Source organism: Glutamicibacter sp. M10, from assembly GCF_025452055.1.
Lineage (GTDB): Bacteria > Actinomycetota > Actinomycetes > Actinomycetales > Micrococcaceae > Glutamicibacter.
Window position 1 is genome coordinate 114,860 of the sequence record NZ_CP104918.1, and the last position, 24,559, is coordinate 139,418.

22 protein-coding genes and 1 pseudogene are annotated in these 24,559 nt (G+C 55.6%); 13 read left to right on the top strand and 10 right to left on the bottom strand.

Annotated elements, in window-relative coordinates; translation table 11 throughout:
- The first annotated feature begins 101 nt into the window (after nt 1-101).
- From N6V40_RS00610 to N6V40_RS00620, 3 genes and pseudogenes are all read left to right on the top strand, one after another.
- Nucleotides 102-4,764 (top strand): annotated as a pseudogene (locus N6V40_RS00610) (ATP-dependent helicase).
- A 25-nt stretch (nt 4,765-4,789) separates the two neighbouring features.
- Nucleotides 4,790-5,614: a DNA-formamidopyrimidine glycosylase family protein gene (locus N6V40_RS00615; protein WP_131090480.1), complete on the top strand. Its 825-nt coding sequence runs from the start codon at nt 4,790-4,792 to the stop codon at nt 5,612-5,614.
- Nucleotides 5,615-5,652: 38 nt separating this feature from the next.
- Nucleotides 5,653-6,666: a pseudouridine synthase gene (locus N6V40_RS00620; protein WP_131090680.1), complete on the top strand. Its 1,014-nt coding sequence runs from the start codon at nt 5,653-5,655 to the stop codon at nt 6,664-6,666.
- 49 nt (nt 6,667-6,715) lie between these two features.
- On the opposite strand, the gene N6V40_RS00625 is transcribed toward N6V40_RS00620, so the two are convergent.
- Complete coding sequence (locus N6V40_RS00625; RefSeq protein WP_131090481.1) at nt 6,716-7,000, bottom strand: hypothetical protein; 285 nt, start codon at nt 6,998-7,000, stop codon at nt 6,716-6,718.
- 368 nt (nt 7,001-7,368) lie between these two features.
- Here N6V40_RS00625 and N6V40_RS00630 point away from each other — a divergent pair, with 368 nt between their 5' ends.
- Nucleotides 7,369-8,010, top strand: a complete 642-nt coding sequence (locus N6V40_RS00630; RefSeq protein ID WP_262199678.1) for a GNAT family N-acetyltransferase — start codon at nt 7,369-7,371, stop codon at nt 8,008-8,010.
- A 199-nt stretch (nt 8,011-8,209) separates the two neighbouring features.
- Here the strand turns inward: N6V40_RS00630 and N6V40_RS00635 are convergent, their stop codons facing one another.
- Nucleotides 8,210-9,004 (bottom strand): alpha/beta fold hydrolase, encoded by a 795-nt coding sequence (locus N6V40_RS00635; RefSeq protein ID WP_262198527.1) that lies wholly within the window; start codon nt 9,002-9,004, stop codon nt 8,210-8,212.
- Between the two features lie 908 nt (nt 9,005-9,912).
- On the opposite strand from N6V40_RS00635, the gene N6V40_RS00640 reads away from it, so the two are divergent.
- Together N6V40_RS00640 and N6V40_RS00645 are read left to right on the top strand one after the other, a co-directional pair.
- Nucleotides 9,913-10,245, top strand: coding sequence for a hypothetical protein (locus N6V40_RS00640; RefSeq protein WP_262198529.1), 333 nt, complete (start codon nt 9,913-9,915; stop codon nt 10,243-10,245).
- Nucleotides 10,246-10,313: 68 nt separating this feature from the next.
- Entirely contained in the window at nt 10,314-10,835 is a 522-nt protein-coding gene (locus N6V40_RS00645) for a GrpB family protein (RefSeq protein WP_262198531.1), read from the top strand.
- 294 nt (nt 10,836-11,129) lie between these two features.
- On the opposite strand, the gene N6V40_RS00650 is transcribed toward N6V40_RS00645, so the two are convergent.
- Nucleotides 11,130-11,906: an SDR family NAD(P)-dependent oxidoreductase gene (locus N6V40_RS00650; protein ID WP_262198533.1), complete on the bottom strand. Its 777-nt coding sequence runs from the start codon at nt 11,904-11,906 to the stop codon at nt 11,130-11,132.
- Between the two features lie 154 nt (nt 11,907-12,060).
- Nucleotides 12,061-13,509, bottom strand: coding sequence for an MDR family MFS transporter (locus N6V40_RS00655; RefSeq protein ID WP_262198535.1), 1,449 nt, complete (start codon nt 13,507-13,509; stop codon nt 12,061-12,063).
- A 208-nt stretch (nt 13,510-13,717) separates the two neighbouring features.
- On the opposite strand from N6V40_RS00655, the gene N6V40_RS00660 reads away from it, so the two are divergent.
- On the top strand, nt 13,718-14,257 hold the full coding sequence (locus tag N6V40_RS00660; protein ID WP_131090487.1) for an NUDIX hydrolase family protein: 540 nt from the start codon (nt 13,718-13,720) through the stop codon (nt 14,255-14,257).
- 2 nt (nt 14,258-14,259) lie between these two features.
- Here N6V40_RS00660 and N6V40_RS00665 read toward each other — a convergent pair whose 3' ends face one another.
- Nucleotides 14,260-15,351 carry an FUSC family protein gene (locus tag N6V40_RS00665; RefSeq protein WP_262198537.1) on the bottom strand — a complete coding sequence of 364 codons (1,092 nt, stop codon included), beginning with the start codon at nt 15,349-15,351 and terminating at the stop codon, nt 14,260-14,262.
- Nucleotides 15,352-15,484: 133 nt separating this feature from the next.
- Between N6V40_RS00665 and tgt the strand changes: the two genes are divergently transcribed.
- Nucleotides 15,485-16,780 carry a tRNA guanosine(34) transglycosylase Tgt gene (gene tgt / locus N6V40_RS00670; protein WP_262198539.1) on the top strand — a complete coding sequence of 432 codons (1,296 nt, stop codon included), beginning with the start codon at nt 15,485-15,487 and terminating at the stop codon, nt 16,778-16,780.
- 71 nt (nt 16,781-16,851) lie between these two features.
- Here tgt and N6V40_RS00675 read toward each other — a convergent pair whose 3' ends face one another.
- The 5 genes from N6V40_RS00675 to N6V40_RS00695 all read right to left on the bottom strand — a co-directional run bounded on the left by N6V40_RS00675 (nt 16,852) and on the right by N6V40_RS00695 (nt 20,378).
- On the bottom strand, nt 16,852-17,307 hold the full coding sequence (locus N6V40_RS00675) for a GNAT family N-acetyltransferase (RefSeq protein ID WP_131090490.1): 456 nt from the start codon (nt 17,305-17,307) through the stop codon (nt 16,852-16,854).
- Between the two features lie 9 nt (nt 17,308-17,316).
- A complete protein-coding gene (locus N6V40_RS00680; RefSeq protein ID WP_262198542.1) occupies nt 17,317-18,918 on the bottom strand; it encodes a DUF6297 family protein in 1,602 nt (533 codons plus the stop codon).
- Complete coding sequence (locus N6V40_RS00685) at nt 18,908-19,210, bottom strand: AAA family ATPase (RefSeq protein ID WP_396268135.1); 303 nt, start codon at nt 19,208-19,210, stop codon at nt 18,908-18,910. The genes N6V40_RS00680 and N6V40_RS00685 overlap by 11 nt, the downstream gene beginning before the upstream one ends.
- Complete coding sequence (locus N6V40_RS00690; RefSeq protein ID WP_262198546.1) at nt 19,123-19,602, bottom strand: ABC transporter ATP-binding protein; 480 nt, start codon at nt 19,600-19,602, stop codon at nt 19,123-19,125. Before N6V40_RS00690 ends, N6V40_RS00685 begins: the two co-directional genes overlap by 88 nt.
- A 65-nt stretch (nt 19,603-19,667) precedes the next feature.
- Nucleotides 19,668-20,378, bottom strand: a complete 711-nt coding sequence (locus N6V40_RS00695) for a queuosine precursor transporter (protein WP_262198547.1) — start codon at nt 20,376-20,378, stop codon at nt 19,668-19,670.
- A gap of 404 nt (nt 20,379-20,782) precedes the next feature.
- Here N6V40_RS00695 and N6V40_RS00700 point away from each other — a divergent pair, with 404 nt between their 5' ends.
- The 5 genes from N6V40_RS00700 (at nt 20,783) to N6V40_RS00720 (ending at nt 24,556) form a co-directional block, all read left to right on the top strand.
- Entirely contained in the window at nt 20,783-21,439 is a 657-nt protein-coding gene (locus tag N6V40_RS00700; protein WP_262198549.1) for a TetR/AcrR family transcriptional regulator, read from the top strand.
- A gap of 124 nt (nt 21,440-21,563) precedes the next feature.
- Nucleotides 21,564-22,178, top strand: coding sequence for a hypothetical protein (locus tag N6V40_RS00705; protein ID WP_131090495.1), 615 nt, complete (start codon nt 21,564-21,566; stop codon nt 22,176-22,178).
- A gap of 34 nt (nt 22,179-22,212) precedes the next feature.
- Nucleotides 22,213-23,034, top strand: coding sequence for a hydroxymethylpyrimidine/phosphomethylpyrimidine kinase (locus N6V40_RS00710; protein ID WP_262198550.1), 822 nt, complete (start codon nt 22,213-22,215; stop codon nt 23,032-23,034).
- A 371-nt stretch (nt 23,035-23,405) separates the two neighbouring features.
- Complete coding sequence (locus N6V40_RS00715; RefSeq protein ID WP_262198552.1) at nt 23,406-23,882, top strand: FBP domain-containing protein; 477 nt, start codon at nt 23,406-23,408, stop codon at nt 23,880-23,882.
- A 380-nt stretch (nt 23,883-24,262) separates the two neighbouring features.
- Nucleotides 24,263-24,556 carry a hypothetical protein gene (locus tag N6V40_RS00720; RefSeq protein ID WP_262198554.1) on the top strand — a complete coding sequence of 98 codons (294 nt, stop codon included), beginning with the start codon at nt 24,263-24,265 and terminating at the stop codon, nt 24,554-24,556.
- Nucleotides 24,557-24,559: the final 3 nt, after the last annotated feature.

Here is a 24,559-nt window from a genome sequence, read left to right on the forward strand (position 1 = left end):
ATGGACGGTAACCAACGGCGAGGACCCGAGACGCCGAGGCAGCACAATGATTCAAAGATGCCGTTCTCGAACTGTCGTGGGTAGAACGTAGTATCGATTCCATGAGTGATGTGCTTTCCCGGTTTGGTGCGGCCACCCGCAAGTGGTTCACCGACGTCTTCACTGCGCCCACGGTTGCGCAAAGTGGCGCTTGGGAATCCATCTCCGATGGGAAGCACACCCTGGTCATTGCCCCAACCGGTTCAGGTAAAACCCTAGCCGCGTTCCTCTGGGCTTTGGACCGACTGCACCACGCAGAACTGGATACTCCAGCGCTACCGGGACTGGAATCCGATGCGGATCACCCTGTAGGCAACGGCACCAAGGTCCTCTACATTTCGCCGTTGAAGGCCCTCGGCGTGGACGTTGAGCGCAACCTGCGCTCCCCACTTGCTGGCATTCGCGCCACTGCACACGAAATGGGTCTAACCCAGCCTTCGGTATCGGTGGGCGTACGCTCGGGCGATACCCCGGCCAATCACCGGCGCAAGCTGCTCAAGGATCCACCCGAAATCCTGATCACCACCCCCGAGTCGCTCTACCTGATGCTCACCAGCCAAGCGCGTAAAACCTTGGCTGAGGTACACACCGTCATCATCGATGAAGTCCACGCCATCGCCAATACCAAGCGTGGGACCCACTTGTCGCTGTCTTTGGAACGCCTTGATGCGTTACTGCCGACTCCGGCGCAACGCATCGGACTCTCGGCCACAGTGGAACCACCCGAAGAGGTTGCCCGGTTCTTGGCAGGCTCCGCACCGGTGAATATTGTGCGCCCACCATCCACCAAAAAGTGGAAACTGGCCGTACGCGTCCCGGTGGAAGACATGACCGATTTGCCTTCGGCTGCCGGCGCTCACGATTTAGGGCCTAGCTCGTCCCCCACAGCATCGGCAAGCATCTGGCCACACGTGGAAAATCAGTTGGTGGATCTGGTGCTGGAAAACCACTCCACGATTATCTTCGCCAACTCCCGCCGGTTGGCCGAGCGCCTGACCGGACGACTCAACGACATCTACGCTGAGCGTGAGGGATTCAGCGCAGAGGATACGTCCACCTCGTCCCCAGCAGTTTTGATGGCTCAAGCCGGTTCTACCGCTGCCGCCCATCCCGAAGCACCCTTGCTGGCCCGCGCCCATCACGGCTCGGTGTCCAAGGATGCGCGCGCCCAGATTGAAGAGGATCTGAAGCTGGGCAAGCTGCGCGCGGTGGTGGCCACCAGCTCGCTGGAACTCGGTATCGACATGGGCCTGGTGGATCTGGTCATCCAGGTCGAGTCCCCCAACTCCGTCTCCTCTGGTCTGCAACGTGTGGGCCGTGCCGGACACCAAGTCGGTTCTGTCTCTCAAGGCATCTTTTTCCCTAAGCACCGCGCTGACCTACTCTCCACTGCACTGGTGGTCACACGCATGTGCCAGGGAGCAATCGAAAAAATGGTTATCCCGGCCAACCCGCTGGATGTGTTGGCCCAGCAGACTCTGGCCGCAGTGGCCATGGACGACTTGGAAGTTGAGAAGTGGTTCGAGACCGTACGCCGCTCCGCTCCCTACCAACAGCTCCCACGCAGCGCCTATCTGGCCACCTTGGACATGCTCTCGGGCAAATACCCCTCAGATGAATTTGCCACCCTGAAGCCACGGCTGATTTGGGACCGAGATGCCGGCACATTGGTAGCGCGCCCTGGAGCGCAACGCTTGGCCGTGATTTCCGGTGGCACCATCCCAGACCGTGGACTTTTTGGTGTCTTCCTAGCCGGGGCCGAAGATGACAAGGCTCCCAAGCGTGTGGGTGAGCTGGATGAAGAAATGGTCTACGAGTCGCGGGTGGGTGACGTCTTTGCGCTCGGTGCGACCAGCTGGCGCATTGAAGACATTACCCATGACCGAGTGCTGGTCACCCCAGCCTTTGGCCAACCCGGCAAACTGCCTTTCTGGCACGGTGACGGTCTGGGCCGTCCGGTGGAACTTGGTGCGGCGCTAGGTGAATTCACCACGAGTTTGCTGGCCAGCGAACGAAGCGAAGCGTCAGGTGTTTTGCGTACCGGTGGGTTGGATGACTACGCAGCCAATAATCTTCTGAACTATTTGGGTGAGCAGCGCCGGGCGACCGGTCAGGTGCCCAACCATCAGAACTTTGTGATCGAGCGGTTCCATGATGAGCTTGGCGACTGGCGGGTCATCCTGCATTCTCCCTTTGGCCTAGCGGTCCACGCCCCGTGGGCGTTGGCGGTCGGTGCACGGGTGCGCGAACGTTGGGGTCTGGATGCTTCGGCTATGGCTGCCGACGATGGAATCGTGCTGCGCATTCCGGCCATGGATGATCAGGCGCCGGGCGCAGATCTTTTGCCTTTGAAGCAGATGAAATCATTGACGTGGTCACCTCGCAGGTGGCAAATTCGGCGTTGTTTGCTTCGCGCTTCCGTGAGTGTGCCGCCAGGGCTTTGCTGCTGCCGCGGATCAATCCGAGCAAGCGCACCCCGTTGTGGCAGCAGCGTCAGCGGGCCAGCCAACTATTGGATGTCGCCCGGAATTACCCGGACTTCCCAATCATCTTGGAAACGGTACGCGAGTGCCTGAATGATGTTTATGATCTGCCGGCGTTGTCCTCGATTCTCTCCAAGGTCTCTTCACGCGCCATCAGGCTGGTAGAAGTCACCACCGAATTGCCTTCGCCCTTCGCCCAGTCCTTGCTCTTTGGTTATGTTGCACAATTCCTCTATGAATCTGATGCGCCACTGGCTGAACGCCGTGCAGCAGCCCTGAGTCTGGATCCGGTGTTGCTCGGTGAATTGCTGGGCCGCAATGATGTGCGTGAAATCCTTGATCCTCGAGTTATCACCGGCTTGCAGGAACAGTTGCAGTATCGAGCAGATAACCGGCGTTTAGCCGGAATGGAAGGCGCAGCCGACCTGCTGCGTCTCTTGGGACCGCTGACTAGCGAGGCCTTAGCCGCCCGACTGCGAGATCCAAATGAGGACAGTGCACCAATAGATCCGGCTACCGCAAGGGAACATGCCGAAGCCCTAGTTGCCACTCGCCGTGCTTTCACCCTGCGTCAAAGTGGGTCTTTGGCCTACGCCGCGATCGAAGATGCCGGCAAGTTACGTGATGCCTTGGGCACCCCGCTGCCCACCGGGATTCCGGCGGCGTTCTTGGAGCCGGTGGCCGACCCCATCCAAGATCTGATCTCACGCTACGCGCGCACCCATGTTCCTTTTACGCTCACCGAAATTGCTGCAGAACTCTCACTGGGTGTTGCGGTGTTGCGACCAATACTCGACCAGCTGGTGGCTGCCGGCAGACTATCGGTCGGCGCCTTCCGCCCGGTGGAGATTGTGCCCGAGGGCATCAGCGGTGATGAATACTGCGATGTCCAAGTGCTGCGCACCATTCGCACCAGGTCTTTGGCTGCCCTGCGCGCTGAGGTGGAGCCGGTTGATCAAAACACCTATGCCCGGTTCCTTCCCGCCTGGCAGCAGGTTGGATCAACTCTTAGTGGCCCCGATGGCCTTTATGAAATCATCGCTCAACTTGCTGGAGCTGAAGTGCCCGCCTCCGCGCTGGAGTCCTTCATTCTTCCTGCCCGACTCAACGGCTATCAAAGCTCGTGGCTAGATGAACTGTGCAGCGCGGGAGATATTCTGGTGTGTGGCGCAGGTGCAGCCGGTGGCAAAGACGGCTGGTTGTCGTTGCATACTGCCGAACACGCAGCGCTCTCCTTGCCAACGCCTGATGTCAGTAGCCTTCAGGCCATAGATCTGCGCGTGCTTGAAGCCTTTGAATCAACCGGCGCCTATTTTGCTGAGGAACTCGCCGCCCGCATCCACCATCCGGATAAGCCTCCGGTCAGTGCCCAAGACATTGCTGAGTCATGCTGGAGGCTTTTCTGGGCCGGATATATTTCACCCGACACCTTGGCTCCGATTCGCGGTTACTTGGCCGGCGGAAGTACTGCACACAAGATCGCCAAACCGGCACCGCGCGCCCGTGCCGCACGGCTCAACAGGCTCTCGGGTCTGAACCGTCTTGCGCAGGATCACGGTGGCTCCCCGATGCGTAGTCCACGCGGTTCAGCGCGTTGGTCTTTGCTCCCCAGCCGGTAGCGGATCCCACCATTTCAGCGCATGCGACAGCAGAGATCATGCTGGAACGCTATGGCGTACTTACCCGCGGCTCGGTCGCCGCCGAAGCAGTACCTGGCGGCTTCGGTCAGCTGTACCGGGTGTTGTCCAAGTTGGAAGAAGCAGGGCATGCCCGTCGTGGTTACTTCGTGGAAAAGCTGGGTGCTGCCCAGTTCTCCACTTCAACCACCATTGACCGTTTGCGTGGATACCAGCTCTCCGAGGATCCTCGCCGTCAGCCTGTAGCCATGGTGCTCGCTTCGACAGACCCGGCCAATCCTTATGGTGCGGCGCTGGGCTGGCCAGCCACGCAGACCGGGCACCGCCCTGGACGCAAAGCCGGTGCCATCGTTGGGATGTTGGATGGTCAATTGTGTTTGTACCTGGAACGCGGCGGCCGCACGGTGCTAACTTTTGCCCAGCTTCCAGAAGAGTCATGGAACATCATTGCCATGCATCTGGTGGCTGCCCTACGCACGGCCAAGGTGGAGAAAATTGCCATCGCTACCGTGGACGGTCAACCTATACTCGACCATCCGGTGGGAGCCGCCCTATTGGCTGCAGGTTTCTATTCGACGCCGCAAGGCATTCGATTCCGGCGCTGATTCCTGAACAGAAAGAAGAGCTCTCATGCCTGAAGGTGATTCCGTCTATCGTGCCACTGCACGGCTCCACCAAGCCCTGGCAGGGCAGAGCTTACTGTCTTCTGATTTTAGAGTTCCGGCCTTGGCGACAAGAGATCTCAAAGACTATGTTGTGCATGAGGTAGTTCCAGCGGGTAAACACCTGTTGATGCGACTGCATCCTCCAGTCGCTGGGTCTTCTGAATTCTCTGCCAAGCCACTGACCCTGCACTCGCATCTTCTGATGGAAGGGCGCTGGGATCTGTATGCCTCGAATGAGCGTTGGAAGAAACCAGCGCACACTGCACGCGTAGTGCTCAAAACATCTACGGTGACGGCCGTGGGCTTTGATATTGCTCAGGTGCGCTTGGTACCTACCGAACAAGAGGCTGAACTCATCGGTCATTTGGGACCCGATTTGTTGGGTGCGGATTGGGACGCTCAGGTGGCGGTTGAAAACCTGCAAAGTCATCCACAGCAAGGTATTGGCCAAGCATTGCTGGATCAACGGCTGATGGCCGGTGTGGGAAATGTGTACCGTTGCGAAATCTTGTTTCTTAAACGTCTACACCCACTGACCCAAGTCGGCCAGATTGCTGACCTTCCGGCAGTAGTTCATATGGCCCACCGTCTGCTGACGGTAAATAAGGACCGGACTCGTCGCGTGACCACCGGCACCGAACGGACCCGAGAACCGCTCTGGGTTTATGGCCGTGCAGGAAAACCATGCCTTCGCTGCGGCACCCCTATCGCGTTACTCAAGATCCCATCAACTTCAGAAGGTTCCGAGCGAGATTGCTACTGGTGCCCACATTGCCAACCGGCGGTCTGAAGCCCTACTGAAGAGATGAAAGAATAGCCTTTATGGCTATGGAATCCCCGCTCCCCGTTCGTAACGGCGTTAATGCAACCCGTTTGCGGCTTCCGCAAGACGGAGCGTGGGCCACCGTGGCCGATTATCTGCTGGAACGCTTTGGCCATGTGGATCCTGAAGGCATCTTGCGACGCTTTGATAACCAAGAAATTGTTGGACTCGGCGGCGTGCCTCTAGACCGCCAAACAACCATGGATGAACACGAGTTCATCTGGTACTACCGCTCATTGCCGGTAGAAACGCCAATTCCTTTTGAAGCCAAGATCCTGCACCAAGATGAACACTTGCTGGTTGTCGATAAGCCACATTTTTTGCCTACCACTCCCGGTGGACGATTCATCCAAGAATCGGCTCTGGTTCGTTTGCGCAACCAAACCGGCATTGATGATCTTGTTCCGATGCACCGGTTGGACCGTGCCACCGCGGGCGTCATTCTTTTTGCCGTGAACCCAGCAACCCGCGGCGACTATCAGATGCTTTTTGAACGCCGTGAAATCAGCAAACGCTATAAAGCGGTCGTCGCACTGCAGCCCGGAGCGGGTCTGGAAACCGGCCGAGTGCTTCAGCCAAACGGCGAACATTCACTGGTCAAAGACGAAGCGCAACTGCACAACTTGCTTGGCCAGATGCCCATGGTTTACGAAAACCGCATGTCCAAGGTCAAGGGACAGTTGCGATCCGTCGTCAAAGATGGTGAACCCAATGCAAAGACCTTCATTGATGTTGAAGCCGTAGGCCGCAGTGCAGGTCACCATGCAGGAGTGGAAGTTGCGTTGATGGATCTCAAACCGCATTCGGGCAAAACCCACCAGTTGCGCGTGCATCTAGCTTCATTGGGTCTGGGAATTATCAATGATGCTTTTTATCCGCGTTTGTGGGACTTGGCTCCGGATGATTACCAGCGCCCGCTACAGCTGTTGGCGCACACCATTTCCTTTACTGATCCACTGACCGGAATTGACCGTAGTTTCAGCTCTGCTCAGCAGTTGGCCGAAGCGCCGGTCATCTAGCCGACTTACTGGAAGCGAAACAGGATTAGGCCTAAAAGAATTTTCATTCCTATCTTTCGTATAGACGTCCGGTGTCCCGTATTCGGGCAACGTCGCTTTGACTCAAATTTGTACGAACACCTATCGCACGAACGGAAACTCCATGCGACAGGGCTGAAGAAATAGCATGTTCAAGCTCTTCAATGCAGCCAGCCAAAGCATCGGTATGTGAGGACTTCTTCTCGACTGCTTGCAGCTCGACCAATCTAGCAATCAACGTGTCAATCCACGCCCAGTCATATTCAACCGATGTTTTGGCATCGTCCTCGTGATGAAATATGACCCAATCGTTCATCAGTTGAATTCCTCTCACGTGGCGACATTGTAAGCAAATACCTTGCTGCAGACTCATGAGGGGCAAATAGAACGCCCCTACGTAGACTCTAGCGCTGGTGAGCAAGCGGTAGTTGGCATCGAATCACAACTTGGTTCTCAACAATTGTGTGCAGCGCGGTCTGAACAATTGTTTGTGGTCGAAAACGGTCGTGCTTGACCAGGAAACAAGAAACTAACAAGGTGCCACTTTCCGAAGTCCTCAATACTCCTGCACATTGTAGTCAGCCCGCAAGAGGAACGGTCTACGGGACGGCGGCGGCAGTCTGCTTGCGGGTTCTCGCGCGCATCAACGTGATTCGGCGAACCCTGCCGTGCCATACTTGCGAAATGCTCAACGATTACTGGCCTCTCGCCCAATTGACGCTTTCAACCAAACATTTGGAACTCCGCGTTCCAAACGATGACGAGCTGTCCGTACTCGCCCAGGTTGCGGCCAGCGGCGTGCACGAACCTGGTGAGCACCCCTTCTTGACACCTTGGACAGATCTTCCTCCTCGTGAGCGGGCACTCCACGTGTTGCAACAGCACTGGAGCCGCCGGGGCATGTGGTGTGCGGAAGATTGGGCATTGGAAATGGGCGTATTTCGTGGAGACCAGCCGGTAGGCATGGTCACGCTAAAGGCACGCAATTTTTCTGTATTGCGTGAAGTAAAAACCGAGTCGTGGCTTGGCCTTGAATTTCACCGACAAGGCATTGGTACTGAGGCCCGGACAGCCTTGCTGAGTCTTGCTTTTGAGGGACTGGGAGCAGTTGCGGCGCTGACCGAGGTGTTCCAGGACAACGTTGGTTCGCAAGGCGTCTCGCGTAAGCTCGGATATCTTCACGATGGTATCTCGCGGGATGTTCTTGCCGGGCGAGCCGTAGTCTCCGACCGTCTGCGCCTCGATGTTTCAGATTGGGTACCGACCGATCCCGCATATTTGGTCGTGACCGGTCTGGCAAAAGCACTTCCATTCTTCGACGCCTAGGAACCTACTCGGAGAGACGACGCCCGCAAGAGGAACCCTCACTGGGACAGCTAAAGGGAAAGAACAATCGTGGATTGGGAAACGGGTCATGGTGCGGTGCCCCATAACTGAACTAACGGAAACTCGATCAAATCGGTATTGATCCACGACGGTGCGTTCGTAGCGCGTCCTGCCGCAGCACAGAACGTGAGTTGATCGTTTAGGTTGCGGTGAGGAACTCGCGCAGCACTGTGTTCCATTGCTCAAATGCATCCAGATGCGCGTCGTGGGAAGCATCGGTCAAGTCCGCTCGGGTCACGTTCCTGCCTCGGCCGACGAACTCAGTTTTCTGTTCCTCGGTGAACATGCCGCCATCCGCGTAGACCACCAATGCGGGCGCGGTGATGCTTTCCCATTCCTTCCAGCGAGGCACTGCCACCTCGCTGATGGTTCGCACCATTACGTCCGCGTCGAACCGCGGGTACAGGCCATCCTCGCGCTCTTCCAGGTCGGCCACCCACGCCTGCGCCAACGGGCCATCGCCGAGCGAATCCCTTGCATTGTCACGGCTAGAGAACGGCACCTCCCAAGACCGGAAGTAGTCGCCGAGCGCATCCTGATCTTCCGCAGACCCGTTGCCCTCATTGCCTTCCAGAAGCACGAGCCTCCGCACGAGAGCGGGATGCGCAGCTGCAACGAGCATTGCGGTATGAGCTCCCATCGATTGACCCACGAGATCCACCGGTTGCGACGATTCCTTTTTGATCACCCGGACGACGTCACCCACGAATGCGGTGCGCGACGTGTCATCTGGCACTCGTGTACTGAATCCGTGGCCGCGCTGGTCGATCAAGATGACTTTCCGTGTCGAGAGGGCCTGCGCAGTCGGGACGAATTCGCGGCTGCTGCCAGCAAGGCCGTGCAAGATTACGACCGCTGGATCGGTGCCGCTGAACACGGAATATGAAATCGTGATGTCATCACCGACAGTCACGGTGTGTCTTGTCTCGCTCATCAATCAAATCTACATCAGCGGGTGACATCTGCCGGAGAACCGGCATTCCAGAGTTTGCGATGCATGTCTCTTTGCCTACGTGTAAACGAAACAGTGCGATCTCAAGATACTCAACTTGGACTCTGTCGAATCCCGAATGCGGGCACGAGGTGTTCGAAGGCCTTTGCACTGATCAGCTATCGCGCCCGCAGGGGAACCTCTAACGGCAATGTCTCAATTCTTGAGAGGTAAGCTCACAATATGTCTGAGACTGCCCCTTCATTGGAACTGAATCCCGCGCCTGGCACTGTTGTGGAACTCGTCAGAAGATTGGTTGACGAGCCTTGGCCGCGGTGCGACGAAGAACGCGATAATCTCTTTGCGCGCCTTGGATTCACATCTGGGGACCGGACCGAGCTAGAGGATAATGAATCACCCCACCAAATAACCGAGCTGGATATCGGCCTCGGTGGACACCCCTCGGCTCATGGGACACGTACAACGGCCAGTTTCTAGGCGTAACCCTCCACCTTTACAGCACTCAAGAATCCGGTGACCCAGGTGCTCAAAGCGGATTCAGCGAACTACGGATCCAATTCACCGAACTCTTCGGAAAACCAGAACATCCATGGGATAGCGAAGAGACGCCTCCCTGCATTTGGAATGCCAACAGCTGGACGATCACTACGCACCTCTTTAATCGTCGGGACAGCAGCGTGATGTTGAGCGTAGAAGGTACGTCCCTAGCCGCCGTCGCAGAATCCGACACAAGCTCCAGATAAGCATTCACAGGTAGTCCGTAAGAGGAACCTCCAACGGGACCTAAGATTGCTAGCGACCGCTAGACCTAGTATTCGTTCTGGTAGAACTGATGCATGCGATGGATTGAGAAATGGTTCGACGAAACTGACTGGCCGAGGGATCCTCTCTTGGATGAATTCCGTGATTCAGTTTGGGAGCTCACGCTCGCCGGAGAGACCAGAGGGTGGCTGACCACTTCGATCACTGTTATGCGATCGTTCCCGTTTTTCTGGGACAAACAAGAGAATATGTGGTCCCAAATGCATTGGTTAGACGGCGAGCACGAATTTCCGGAGGAGGATTACGCGCCGGGATGGTACACAGTCGAAGAACTGCGAGAAGGGCATTTCGTCACCGATGATCCCAGGAATGGTCAAGAGACCAGCTTTACTGCCACCAGAGTCACCGGTACCGAGCGCGACCAATTGTGGAATCAACTGAATCACGGAGTAATTCGATAAACCGTGAGTTGCACAGATTACTGTCTGTTCAGCAACCTTGAGCGGACAATTTGAGTGAGAAGTGGATCATGACAAATGAGTGGTTTGATAGGCCTGGAGGGGAGCCAGTAGAACTAAAGGAATCCGATCCACTGTGGCCCTTGGTAGCGGCTGAATGGACCAACCGAATCCAATCCGCCATCGTTCCCACGGTTGCGCGAATAGAACATGTAGGGTCAACATCGATCCCTGGCCTGATCGCCAAGCCCGTACTTGACCTACAAGTATCCGTGCCAGATATAAACGATGAATCGGAGTATCGTCCGGGTCTTGAATCGTTAGGTCTCGTGCTTCGGCAACGCGAACCTGACCACCGATTCTTTCGCCCACCAGCCGGTGAACCTCGCCTCGTGCACGTACACGTCTGCGAAGAAGGATCAGTTTGGGAACACGACGTGTTGCGTTTCCGTGACAGGCTTCGAGCCGATCCGAATCTTGCCGCCGAATATGCCACACTTAAACTCGGTCTCGCTGACCGTTTCGGCACTGACCGGCTTTCTTACAACAACGGAAAAGCTCAATTTATCTCGCGCGTCATTGCTAGTGAGTAGTTGCTGCGAAGATGTTGGCTCAAGATACGATTCCGCGCAGGTCATTTAATATGTACTTTCAAAGCGTCCCGTTACCCGGTCGGCATACGGGACAGAGTCCGATCTGATTCCTGACGATTTCAAAACACCGAAGTCTCAAGAACTTAGAATTCCCGTATACCCCGCCCGCAAAACTGCCCGGTGAAGGTTCCTTATACGGACGCGAAAATCGATCGTTTCGGATGAGCCACGCGGAGCACCGGACGCAGTGTGGCAGGCCCACGGTTTATGGGACCTGCCGCGCCACATCGCGCTTTAGCGCGGAGCCATCCGGATAGCACCATCAAGACGGATGGTTTCGCCGTTAAGCATTGGATTAGCCACGATGTGTTCCGCCAATGCGGCGTATTCTTCTGGGCGTCCCAATCGCGAAGGGTGGGGCACCTGAGCTCCCAAGGAGTCTTGAGCAGCCTGCGGCAGAGAATCCATCATGGGCGTGTGGAAGATCCCCGGAGCAATGGTCATAACCCGAATCTGGTGACTGGCCAGTTCACGGGCTAGCGGCAAGGTCATCGCGGCCACCGCTCCCTTAGAAGCGGCGTAGGCAGGCTGGCCAATCTGGCCATCAAAGGCTGCCACTGAAGCGGTATTAACGATGACTCCACGTTCGGTGGTTCCTTGATCGTCAGTCAGTGCTTCGCTATGCGCCATCGCTTCAGCAGCCAAGCGGATGACGTTGAAGGTGCCGTTCACGTTGATCTCTAAAACCTTTGAAAAGCGTTCCAGCGGCAGTACGCCATCTCGTCCCAGTACCTTGCCGGGAGTGGCCACGCCAGCGCAGTTGACCACAACTCGCAGCGCACCGAGTTCCTTGCACCGCTCGATGGCGGTAGCTACCTGCTGGGCATCGGTGACATCTGCCGGGGCGTAGCGAACGTTGGCACCAATCTGTGCTGCAATTTCGTCGCCGTCCTCTCGCGCCAGGTCAAGAACGACAACATGTTTGGCGGTTGCCGCGAGCTTTTGTGCGGTGGCCCGGCCTAAACCCGAAAGTCCACCGGTGACTAAAGCGACTGAATCCTGCAGCTGCATGCTTACCCCTTTGTAGTGCGTACATTTACCAGCCAGCCTACTGCCCAGTGCACTGGGGTAAAAGCATTGCGGTAAAAGCACTAGGCACACCCCAGATGCACAAACAGCTGGATACTCAGTAGTTGAGTATCCAGCTGTTTAGGTGTTAAACCGTTTAGTGCTTTTCTGCTTCGGCCTCTTGCGCGCCTAAGCTGACCAGTTCCTTCTTGCCACCAAGAAGGAAGCCAATCACGATGATGCCAACGCTGCAGCCAGCACCGATGAGGAATCCAGGCTGGAAGCCTTCAACCGTAGCGGCCAACTGATCGCTACCCGCGGCAATCTTGGAGGCGGTAGTCGCTGCCACAACGCCCACCAGCAGAGCGGTACCCATGGCACCAGCCAACTGCTGCAAGGTGGAAAGCAGTGCCGAACCGTGCGAGTGCAGGTGGTGCGGCAATGGGTTCAGCGCGGTGGTGAACGCAGGGGTGAAGATCAGGGCCAAGCCCAAACTCATCACCAGGTGCAGCACAACCAGCAACCAAATTGGGGTGCTCTCGTTCAGGATCAGTGCGTAGCCCAACAACGAGGCCAGCAAGATGATTCCGCCAGGAACGATCAGTGGACGGGCCCCCAACCGGTCATACAACTTGCCAACCATTGGGGCCAAAATGCCCATCAGCAGGCCGCCAGGAAGCATGATCAAACCAGTGGTCAGGGTATCAATGCCCAGCACGTTGGTGAAGAACATTGGCAGCAAGATGATCACGCCGAACAGCGAGATCATGGCAAACATCATCAGCACTAGCGAAAGCGTAAAGTCCTTGAAGTTCAGCGGACGTAGATCCAGCAGCGCCTGATCTTGTTTCTGCAACCGCAGCTGCAGGAAGACAAAAGCAGCCAAGCAGAGCAACGCTACAACGAGGATGCCAATGTTCAGCGCACTCACGCCTACCGACAGTCGGCTCAGGCCAAAGACCAAGCCACCGAAGGCCGGGATAGCCAAAAGGACCGAGGTGAACGACAGCGGGGTGGATGCACCGTCTACTTCGTTGGACAGACGCGGGGTACCGATGATCAGTGCTGCGACCGCAATCGGGATGATCACGATGAACATGAAGCGCCACGACAGGTACTGCAGGATCAAACCCGAAAGTGTCGGGCCGATGGCTGGGGCCACGGAGATCACGATGGATACGTTGCCCATCAGCACACCGCGACGTTCAGCTGGCACTATGTGCAAGATGGTGGTCATCAGCAGCGGCATCATGATTGCGGTACCACTGGCCTGGATGACGCGGGCAACCAACAGGACGGTCAGTCCTGGTGCCAAGGCCGCCAGAATGGTGCCCAAGGTAAACATGCCAATGGCTAGGACAAAGACATTGCGTACGCTCAGGCGTTGCAGCAAGAATCCGGTCATCGGAATGACCACTGCCATGGTGAGCATGAAGATGGTGGACAGCCACTGAATTGCATCAGCGGTTACGTTGAATTCGTGCATCAGAACAGGTAATGCCACGTTCATGATTGTTTCGTTCAGGATGACCACGAAGCTGGATACGATCAGCACCGCAATCGTGGTGAAGTTCTTTTTGCTCAGTCGTTCTGGAGCGTTCGTCACGGCTGGAATCTGCTTCCACGAGTAATTGAAAAGGAAATATGCTCTCGGTGCCCACGGCGAACGCAAGGGGCAAGAATTGGGGAAAGCTTAACTAATTTTATCTTTAGATCTCCGGCGGTACTAGAGTGCGCTGGCGTGCAGTTGGTGAGTTGCGCAACACAGATACAGCTTCACCCATGGAGCGGGGTTTGTGTACGAAGATAGAAGCATGAACGTGCGTACCCCAGATCCGTATCCCGGATGGCTTTCTGAAGAAGATCTTTACGAAGCGCGTCAGCGCCTACCGATGCTTTATGTTGAAGCGATCCCGGTTCGCCTTGACCCGCTGGGTTATGTGAATGAAGTGGGGCTTCTGCTCACCGGTGACGATGACGGTCGTATGCTGCGGACCTTCGTTTCTGGTCGTGTGATGTACCGCGAGACCATTCGTGCCGCGCTGATTCGCCACATCGAGAAGGACCTGGGCACCATGGTGCTGCCACAGCTTCCGGCCTCGCCGGTTCCTTTCACCGTGGCCGAATACTTCCCGGCACCAAGTGAAACCGGATTAACCGACGACCGTCAGCACGCAGTTTCCATGTGCTACATCGTTCCGGTGCGCGGTGAATCCACTCCACGCCAAGATGCTCTGGAACTGACCTGGCTGACCCCGGCCGAAGCCCTGAGCTCAGATATTCAAGGCGCGTTTGCCGGTGGCCGCGAAAATATCTTGCGTCAGGCGTTGGCCCACGTGGGTATCAATATCTAAGTTCAGCTTTCGCTCTTGGGAACGAGGCCCTGCTTGCGTTTGAGTACCGAGCCGAGCCAACTTCCCAAGAGCACGCCGAGCATGCCCACGGCACAACCGATCAGTGTTTCAACCACGCGGTCATACATCACCGAGCCGCTGAGCCCGGTGCCCAGCGAGACGCCGACCAACGCCATGGGCGTGATAAAGATCTGCGCCATGAAATAGTTACGCATGACCAGCATCTCGGCCAAGAACTGGCAAACGGCGATAAAGGCGAGCAAGATCCACATCTGCGGATTCGACCAGATCAGTAGCGCCATCAGGATCATGCCCACCAGTGTTCCCAATACACGGTGCACTCCGCGACGGATTCGCAGTCTAGTCGTATGCCCGACCAGAGGAACTACAGCGGCAACCATGGCCCAATAGTTGTGTCCGGCAGAAAGCTCACTGCCCAGAGTGTTGGCAAGAATTCCGGCCACACCAGCGGAGAGTACATGGAACAGCCCCTCCCACCAGATGGCTTTACGCACGTTATCGGACAGCGGTGGAAGCTTGGTACGTTTCCATAAACTAGCCCACTGACCTATGGCCCCAGAGGCGCCGATTACTAACGCCAGCACGATGGTCAGTCCCGCTACTAACAATGCCTCGCCCATGGGGGCCGCGTGGGGAATCGAAGCGATGGCCGCAAAAGCGAAGATATGGAATAGGGATCCGCCCGGGCGCAGGCGCATAAACCCGACCAGCACCGAACACAGCCCAGCAATGAGTGTTGTGGCTCCGACGATCTGCCACTTCATGACCTCTGGGTTCTGGTGGTCAACCCACCAATACGAGGCCGCTAGTGCCAAGGCGATGACGGCAAAAAAGAGAAGACCTGAACGAACCTGCATACGCAATCGGTTCCAGTAACCATCAACTCGTCCGTAGACTCCGGTGAAAGCACCAAAGACCGCGAACACCACTAGATCCATTCGGTCAATGGCAAAGAGCGTGATCAGCGGAGCGAAGATGCCTAGGCCTGTACGCAACCCAATCCAGTGGTCCTTGCGGGCCGGTCCCAGCGTTACCAGCGACTTTGTTGATTCCTTCAGTTTCTTCAGACCCACAGTTTCCTTCCGTCGTGTTGGACACAACACATACCACCCATTATTCGCTCATTGCCATGTGAGGGGCTAGGTTTGTGGGCACTTTGACATTGTCGTTTTCCTCACCGGCGCGTTAATACGGCACACTTGGTACGTGCCCGAAAAGAACTTTGACCCCAGCGCCCCGCATGCCCGCCAAGAAGAATTTGGCTTTGAAGTCGGAACCCGACTCACTGCACCCGATGGCTCCCCAATGTTGGGTCGCACCGGCGTGATCCGCACGCCACACGGCGAAATCAAAACTCCTGCGTTCATTGCGGTGGGTACTAAAGCTACCGTCAAGGCGGTGACTCCCGCTCAGGTTAAAGAGCTTGGCGCTCAAGCAGTTTTGTCTAATGCTTACCACCTCTACTTGCAGCCCGGTGCGGACATCTTGGATGAAGCTGGCGGACTAGGTCAGTTCATGGGCTGGGACGGCCCTACCTTCACCGACTCCGGTGGATTCCAGGTTATGTCCTTGGGCTCAGGGTTCAAGAAGGTCATCGATATGAAGTCCGTTGACCAGTCAGGTCCGGATGACGCGGTAGCACCAGGCAAAGAACGCTTGGCTAACGTTGATGAGGAGGGTGTCTGGTTTAAGTCCCATCTTGATGGCACCAAGCACCGTTTCTCTCCAGAGATTTCCATGAATGTTCAGCATCAGATTGGAGCGGACATCATGTTCGCTTTTGATGAGCTGACCACTTTGCAGAATTCGCGCGGCTACCAGATCGAGTCCTTGGAGCGCACCCGTCGCTGGGCTGAGCGCTGCATCGCCGAGCACTTCTCACTAACTGATAACCGCGCGGGCAAGGAATATCAAGCACTCTTCGGCGTCATCCAGGGTGCACAGTATGAAGACCTTCGTCGCAAGGCATGCCAGGATCTTGGAGCCATGGCCTTTGATGGTTTTGGTATTGGCGGAGCCTTGGAAAAGGAAAACCTTGGAACCATCGTCGGTTGGTGCGCCGAGGAACTTCCCGAAAACAAGCCTCGCCACCTGCTGGGGATCTCCGAGCCGGATGACATCTTTACTGCCATTGAAAACGGTGCAGATACCTTTGACTGCGTTTCGCCAACTCGTGTGGCGCGCAACTCGGCGTTTTACACCCCGTGGGGCCGCTTTAATCTTTCCGGTGCCCGCTACAAGCGTGATTTCACCCCGCTGGTTGAAGACTGCGATTGCTACACCTGCCAGAACTTCACCCGCGCCTACATTCACCACCTATTCAAGGGCAAGGAACTACTCAGCCACACGCTGATTTCCATCCACAACGAGCACTTCACCGTTAGTTTGGTTGAATCTGCCCGCCAGGCGTTGGAAGATGGCACCTTCTTTAATCTCAAGGATAAGGTCTTGGCTAGCTACTACGCTGGCAAGCCGGATCCCCAGGGTCAGCCGGTGGCATAGTAGTCGGATAACAATTAAAAGGGTGCTCATTTTCCGCCGTCAGGCGGGAAATGAGCACCCTTTGTCATGTTCTAGGCTGAGGCAGTCGCCGCTCGTCTAATCATCGGCAAGTGCATGATTCCGTCATCATCAAAGTCTTCGCCACATCGTTCAAATCCGAATTTTCCATACCAGTCTTCCAACTGGGTTTGAGCGCCGAGATGAATCTGAACGTCCGGGCGGCACATAAAAACAGCTTGCTTCATCAGCGTTCCGGCCAGTCCTCGACCCCGTGCTTCCGCCTTCGTAGCAACACGGCCGATATGCGGGTTTTCACCGTGAATATCAAGAATGCGTACGGTGCACAATAAGTCGCCGTCCTCCCATGCGCCCAGGTGCAGGGTTCCTTGAACGAGGTCCAGACCATCCAAATCCGGGTAAGAAGAACGCTGCTCAACAATAAAAACGTGCGTACGCAGTTTGAGCAACGCATACAGCTGCTCAGTGCTGAGGTCTTCCGGCTTATGAATTGAAATTTCTACGCTCATCTTCTGATCCTATCCGCGTAAACCTGCGTACGCCCGTCCGAGAAATGGTCGTAGGGCCCGGAGAGCAAATAGCACGGAAATTCCCCACAGCGGCCAACCAATTCCGGTTTCAGGACTGAGCACTAAAGCAAAGAGCGGCGCGTAAGTGGCCACCGCTGGAATTAAGGTGGACGCTTCATTCATCAGAACCATGACCACTGTTGTATCGCTGGTGGAGCCACCTAACAGGCTCTCCCAGTCGCGTTCTTTACGTTGCGCATGACCTAGGCTGGCTGCTGCCCCTCCAAGGGAGACGACGATCACTGCTGCACCCCACAACCAGAAATTGCTCAGCTGAACGACGCCCAGCAACGCCAGTCCCCCAGTGAGCGTGGTCAACGCGATCACGCAATAGAAAACTGCAAAAAGTACCGCTGTTCGTTGTAGCTTAACCGCAGATTGTCCCAGGTGTTGTGTCAGTTGCGGCTGCGAGATCAAAGGCGAAATAGTTCCAGCTACATTTATCGTCAGCAACAAACACAGCACGAGGTAAAACAGCAGAGCGCTCAGCGGGTTGGCCACCTGTTCAACAGTCGCAACCAGTGCCATGACCATCACCAGATACCCCAGCGTTGCATGCCAGCGCCCGCCTCGCAGTAAACGCAACACCAGAATGCGCCAGGCCACCGGCAGTCGGGAAGCAAGCTTGTTCCCACGACGTCGCCTGCGACCAATTGAAGCCGAAGATGGCTCCACGGCGCCTCTGGTATCTGCTTGCATCGCAGAGCCCAAGGCCAAGCGTTGATGCTCGCCGGCTACGCGCATGTCGCGCGCCCCGATCCTTGGGCTGCGTTTCCATGCCCACCAAGTACTGAGCACACTCAAGCACAGCAAACCGATTGCGGCAGGAGCCCATGCAGATAACCGGAGCACAGAGCTCGACGCACCTTCGACGACACTTATTGCCCACGGAATGTTCACCTGAAGCAAGAACCAGAATGCTGCAAGGACAACTATGGCGGCCACGATGCAGCGTCCCAGCCAGCGTTGTGCACGTGGTTGCAGCCCGTAGCTTTGCAACACAACCGCAAGGCTGGTCAAGAGCACTCCGGATAATGCAAAACTAATCAGTGCGTAAAGGGCTACCAGCGGTTCATAAGCACCGACCAAACCAAACATGACAATCAGCCAAAGCACCCCTACAAAACTGCTGGTCAGCAATCCAGTCAGTAGTGCGCTTCGAATCGATCGGCCGAGAATGGGCCTGGTGCTAATTGGTAACGGCAGCCACCAGTCCGCCTTGGCAGCATTCACGCCTACAGGCCCTAGGTATAAAAACAGCCGTAGAACACAGATGGCGCTGAGCATGAGCAGTACCGGCGACAGCTCTTGCAAACTCCATACCGTCCACGGTGTCTGTACGTGAGCTACCGTCTGCCCAAGCAGAGCAAAGATGAGGCCAAAGATCGCGCTGAAAAGATATGCCAAAGCAACAACCGCGGCCAGCACCCATACATAGACATCAGAGAAGTGATCAAAGCGTTCTGAAAAGTTGCGCCGTCGCTTTGCGCGGTTGAGCAACTGCTGCGGATCAAATTTGTTTTCCTGCAGAAGTTTTTCTCTAGCGTTCAAGCCACTGCGCTCCGGCCTCGGAGTGAAGGGCTTCACCTTGATCTTCGTTCAGCAAGAAGGCGTGGTTCAAACAGTGACGCAGCATCTGCGGATCGTGGGTCACTACTAAAAGTGTCGTCCCGGAACCTCTGAGTACGGCCAATCGATCATAGAGTTTCTGCCGGATACGCAGATCTAAACGTTGCTCCGGTTCATCAAGGATCATCAGCTGTGCAGGCCGAATGAGTGTCGCCGCCAACAGCACCTTGCGACGCTGGCCGGAGGAGAGCTCGCTGGGCAGTAGCCCGGCCACTTGTTGTAGCTCAAAAACTCCAGCTCTTCACTGACGCTTTGTTTCCAAGAGTTCAGATTGTGGCCGCGAGCCACCAATTCAAGGTGTTCAGCAACGGTGAGTTCTTCAAAAAACGCTCCATCGGTGATCTGGACAGCGACATGCTGGCGGAAGGCTAGCGAGTCCTCGTTCACGGGCAGACCTAGAAATTCGACAGTGCCTTGCACCGGCGATAGGTGTCCAAGGATGGTGCGCACCAACGTAGATTTGCCACTACCGTTGGCTCCAATGATTCCCACCCCGTCGCCTGCGGAAACCTGCAGATCTAGCGGACCACAAATGACGCGTTGTTGGTAGCCAATAATCAGCTCGCGTGCTTCCAAGACAATCTTGGTGCTCTGACCTGTCTGCATGCTTGTAACGTTATCCCGCTACAACCACAAAGGGCATCGTCCTCGCGGATGATGCCCTTTGTTCACTACTTAGCGTTTACGGCTTGGATGTAGCCTGGTTCGCGTTGCTTGAACCATTTGATGACCAGCGAAGTCACCGGTACAAGAATGATTTCGACAGCTGTCTTATAGACAAAACCGACCACTACGTAGTTGATGAAGTTCGGCGCATCGGCAATGCCAATGACCGGTGCGGCGACAGAGCAGAAAATCAGGGTGTCGAGGAATTCGCCGACGCCGCTGGAACCAATCAGTCGTCCAATGAGCCCACGCTCTCCGCTACGTTCCTTGAGTTTGACCAGCACCCACGAGTTAGCAAACTGTCCAACCAAGAAGCCGCAGGCCGAAGCGAGAACGATCTGCCAGATTGGGCCCAGCGTGCGTTCGAGTGCTTCTTGACCGTCGTAGAACTCGGCGGATGGTAGTTGGATCATGATCCAGAAGGAGAACACCGCAAAGAAGGCGAGTGCGAAGGTGAGAATAATTGACCGCCGTGCAGCCTTTAGCCCGTATACCTCGGAAATAACGTCGCCGAGAATGTAGGCCAACGGAAAGAGAAAGAATCCTCCGTCGGTGATGATTGGGCCAAAGCTTACGCCTTTGGATGCACCGATGTTTGAGAGGATCACGATGGCACCCATCAGGGTGAGCACAGTGGAAAAGTATGGTGACCCCGCTGAAGCGAAGACCGCTTTATTGGCTTTGGTCAGGTTGTTTTCGGCGTTGTTCGCGCCCATGTAGTTGTCCTTGTCAAAAGTGGTTCGCCAGAACTTCGTCGCGAAGGCATGCTCGTACCTCAAAGGAATGGGTGGAGTTTCATGCCAGCGCGCGGTTCCGCTGTATTAGCACTTACCTAGCAAGTATCCCATGCTGACGGCCCTCGACTTAGGAACGCTTGAGCGTGCAACTTAGTTTTCGAACCATTAGATCTCAAAATTCCGCATCTCATCTGGCATTCTTCGAAACAGTAAATCGAGGAATCTACTCCCCTAGTGATTGCCCTCGCTTGCATCCGCATGAAAGTTTTAGTTTTTTGAACGCGTTCAATAAATGCTAGAATCAACTCCATTAGCTTCCGTTCGAAAGGCTCAAGAGCATCCAACCGCGCACTGAAAAAGGTCGACAGACGCAGGCCAAACTTTTGGCTACTGCCTTGGACTGTTTTGCCATTGAGGGATACCGCGCATCAAGCATGCGGGTCATCGCTGCCAATGCTGGGGTAGCGCTTTCACATGCGTACTACTACTTCGAGTCCAAAGAAGACATCGTCGCGCAGCTGCTGCTGAACCTACGCAATGAGCAATTGCGGTTGTGCCAAGACGGGCTCGATGAGGGCAATACCTTAGAAACCAACATTCGCATCGTGCTGGAAGCTGGCGTGCAATCTTTGGCTCCCTATCATGAGTTCGGGCCGGCGTTTTTGAAGGTTTTGCTTTCTGGCGAGCATGCGAATGAAGAAGTAACCAAAATTGAACTGATGATGTGGGAACAGGCTGTTGGTGGCGCTCGGCCTCTGCCTCCCCTAGGTATCCGCCGAGATCTCCCCCGGTTCTTGCTACTTGTTGCGCGGCAGGTGTTCACCGCGTGGGCCTTTGACCAGTCCCCTGAGCAACGACGTTCACATACGCTGATCAAAAATTTGGCACCTGTAGTCGCTAAATTTGCAGTGCTTTGCCGTCTGCCGGTAGTCCGTTCCCTCTTTGAAGACATTCTGTCGCTCATTGATCCAAAAACCGCTGGCAAGATGGAAACGGATCATTCGGTGAGCTCGGCGCTAAAGCGGTCTAAAGCTTCCTAGATATCGGCTGTCCTCGCTGACAGAGAAATCCTAGAAACACAGTTGAGTATTGCCCAGTTTTTAGGCGTAAAGTCAGTGATGCCGATAGGTGACCCCTAGCGATTCAAAAGGAGAACGCAGCACTATGAGCGGAACTGCGCGAGCACTACCAGGTTGGACCAGCGGCTACGCATTATTGCGTGATCGTATTGCGTCTTTCCCTAACCAGCAGGAAATTCGTTCAGTGAATCAAAACGGCGACGACGTAGAGATCCTTCGTTACTGGCCTGATGATTCATGGACCGCCCCGTCCGATGCACAGCGTTTGATCTTCTTGGGCCCAGCTAATGACAGCACCGTCGCAAAGTTACAGGGCGAGGGCTGGGAGCAAAGTGCAACCATGCACTTGCTAGCTGGTAAGCCAGAAGATGTAGAACAAGTCGTCAAGCTGGCGGACACCTCAGGGCTTTTTGAAGCTCCCATGGAAAACTATGATGTTGTCGAGGTGACCGACTTTGACCGCCCGGTCGCCCGCGGACGAATGCACTTTGGTGCAACGTACGGTCTGCTCAGCGACCCGGACTTGTTCTCTCCCGATGATCCAGATGTCGCCCGCCGCGCGGTACTGGCCAACTTGGCCGGATCCGCTTTCAGCCATGGACTGCCTTGGCTACTGATGGTAGCTACGCAAGAGCATGCTGCTAGCTTGCCTGAAGGTTGGTCCAAAGCGACCACGCTGACTTTCTGGCAGCACAACTAACCGTTCGAAATCCGTACTACATTCAATTGAGACTATGACTAATACAAACATTGTTGCTCCAGCCATAACCTTGACTATCGCAGGTTCCGAAGCCACCGGCGGTGCAGGTGCTCAGGCCGATTTGAAGACTTTCCAGGAACTGGGAACCTACGGCATCGTTGCCCTGACTTGCATTGTCTCCTTTGATCCTAAGGATTCGTGGAACCACCGCTTTGTGCCAGTCGATCAGCAGGTCATTGCAGATCAGCTCGAAGCAATCCAAACTTGCTACGAAGACAAGTTGAGCACCGTCAAGCTCGGCATGATGGGTTCACCAGCAACCATCAACACCGTGGCCACCGCATTGAAGTCCCAGAAGTGGGACAACGTTTTGCTGGACCCAGTTTTGATCTGCAAGGGTCAGGAACCTGGCCACGCACTGGATACCGACGAAGCGTTGAAGGCCGAACTGCTGCCATTAGCTACCTTCGTGACCCCAAACCACTTTGAAGCAGAACAGCTTTCCGGACTGAAGATCAGCACCGAAGAAGATCTGGTCGAAGCAGCCAAGAAGATTCACGAAATCTCAGGCGCTGCAGTATTGGCCAAGGGTGGGGTACGCATCGCTGGCGAAGACGCTATTGATGTCTTCTACGACGGCACAACCCTAGAAATTCTTCGCGAAAAGAAGATCGGCGAAGTCGCCGTTTCAGGTGCTGGTTGCTCACTGGCAGCAGCCGTGACCGCGGAGCTCGCCAAGGGCGCTACCGCGCTGGAAGCTGCCCGCACGGCTAAGGCCTTTGTTACCGAGGGCATTCGCAACCGCGTTTCGGGAAACACCCCATTTGATGCCTTGTGGCAGGGTGGACGCCGCTAAGCCCGGGGTCAAAACCTGATTCACCATGGTGCCGGTCGCATTCATTATTGAATGCGACCGGCACCACGTTTAAGCGTGATCACGCTCATTGGCAAGTTTCGATCACTCTTGCTACGGTTGCTTTAGAACATTTATTTCGATGCGTGAATAGGTCACGGGAAAGGGCGGTCGGCTATGCAAGCCACTTTGACGCTCCACCCGTTCGTCTGCGCGTCGAACGGGGTTAGCTAGAAAGTCTCCCGCCAAAGGTTTAGGCCTGCGGGCTTTGATTGGCGCACCCGCATCTTTTTTACGTTGCAGACCTCAGTCTCCTTTTTTGACTAAAACTTCCGTGCGCCCTTTTTCTGTGCGCGGATAATTTGAGGATTATCATGCAGCCATTGACCGAAAAAATCATTCGCTCATCTTTCGTTAACGCCACCCGCCAAGAAGCAAAGCGACTGACGCTTCCAGAGAACTTCGCCACCCTGGACTGGGATTCCATGGAGTACTTGGGTTGGCGAGATTCCAAGTTGCAGCAGCGCGGTTACCTGTTCCACACCGATAGTTCAGGAAACACCCGTGGCATCTTGTTGCGCCCAGCAAGTGGCGAGCGCAAGCCGACCAACGTCACCATGTGCGAGATGTGCCGAGACGTCAACATTCCTGTTGCCGTGGGCATGTGGACCACACGCAAAGCTGGACAGGCCGGACGTGACGGTGACACCTTGGGCACCTTGGTTTGCCTGAACTTCGAATGCTCACGCAATGTGCGCATTCCACCTCCAAAAATCCGATCTACCCGGATCCAATGGTGGTTGTTGCCGAACGCATCGAGCTACTCGACGAGCGAGTTCATAGCTTCTTGAACCGCCTCTAACCACGGCTCATAGCATCTAGGTTCACCTCGATGGACCAACAACAAACCCGCCTAGCATTAGCCAACTGCTGAGTAACAATGCGTCTATTTTTTCTAAAAAATCGACGCGCTCGGTCGCTAACGCTGGGCGGGTTTGTCGCGGTGGTGCGCGGATTTTATTGTGAAACCGCCAAGCCACGCACGATACCGTTTACAGAAAATTATTCAACAACCCCTTGATATATGCTGTGGGTCACCTAGGATTCCTAGCTATAGGCCCTCGTACTAGCGGACGTGGGCCTCGGACGATCATCAAAGCTCGCACCGCTTTGCCATTTTCGCCCGCCCATGACGGGAGCACTACCGCTATCCAGCCCAGCTAGGAGAATCATGGTCACTCGGCGCACGCAACGAGTGCCGCGTCTGATCTTGGGGTCAGCCACTGCACTTGCAATGGCTGTCACCTTGTCAGGACCGGCAAGTGCAGCAGGTATCCCCCAACCAGCAGATGGCGAACAAGCTTTCTCGCTACCAATTAGCGACACCCAGGCGCTATCAAAACTGAAGGTTTCAGGGCCACTAACTAAGGCCAGCGGCAAGGTATCCGTCTTTGTCCAATTTGAGGGCGACGGAGCATTTGAAACCGTCAAAAAATCAGGCAAGAAAAAGATGCTGCCAAGGTAAAGA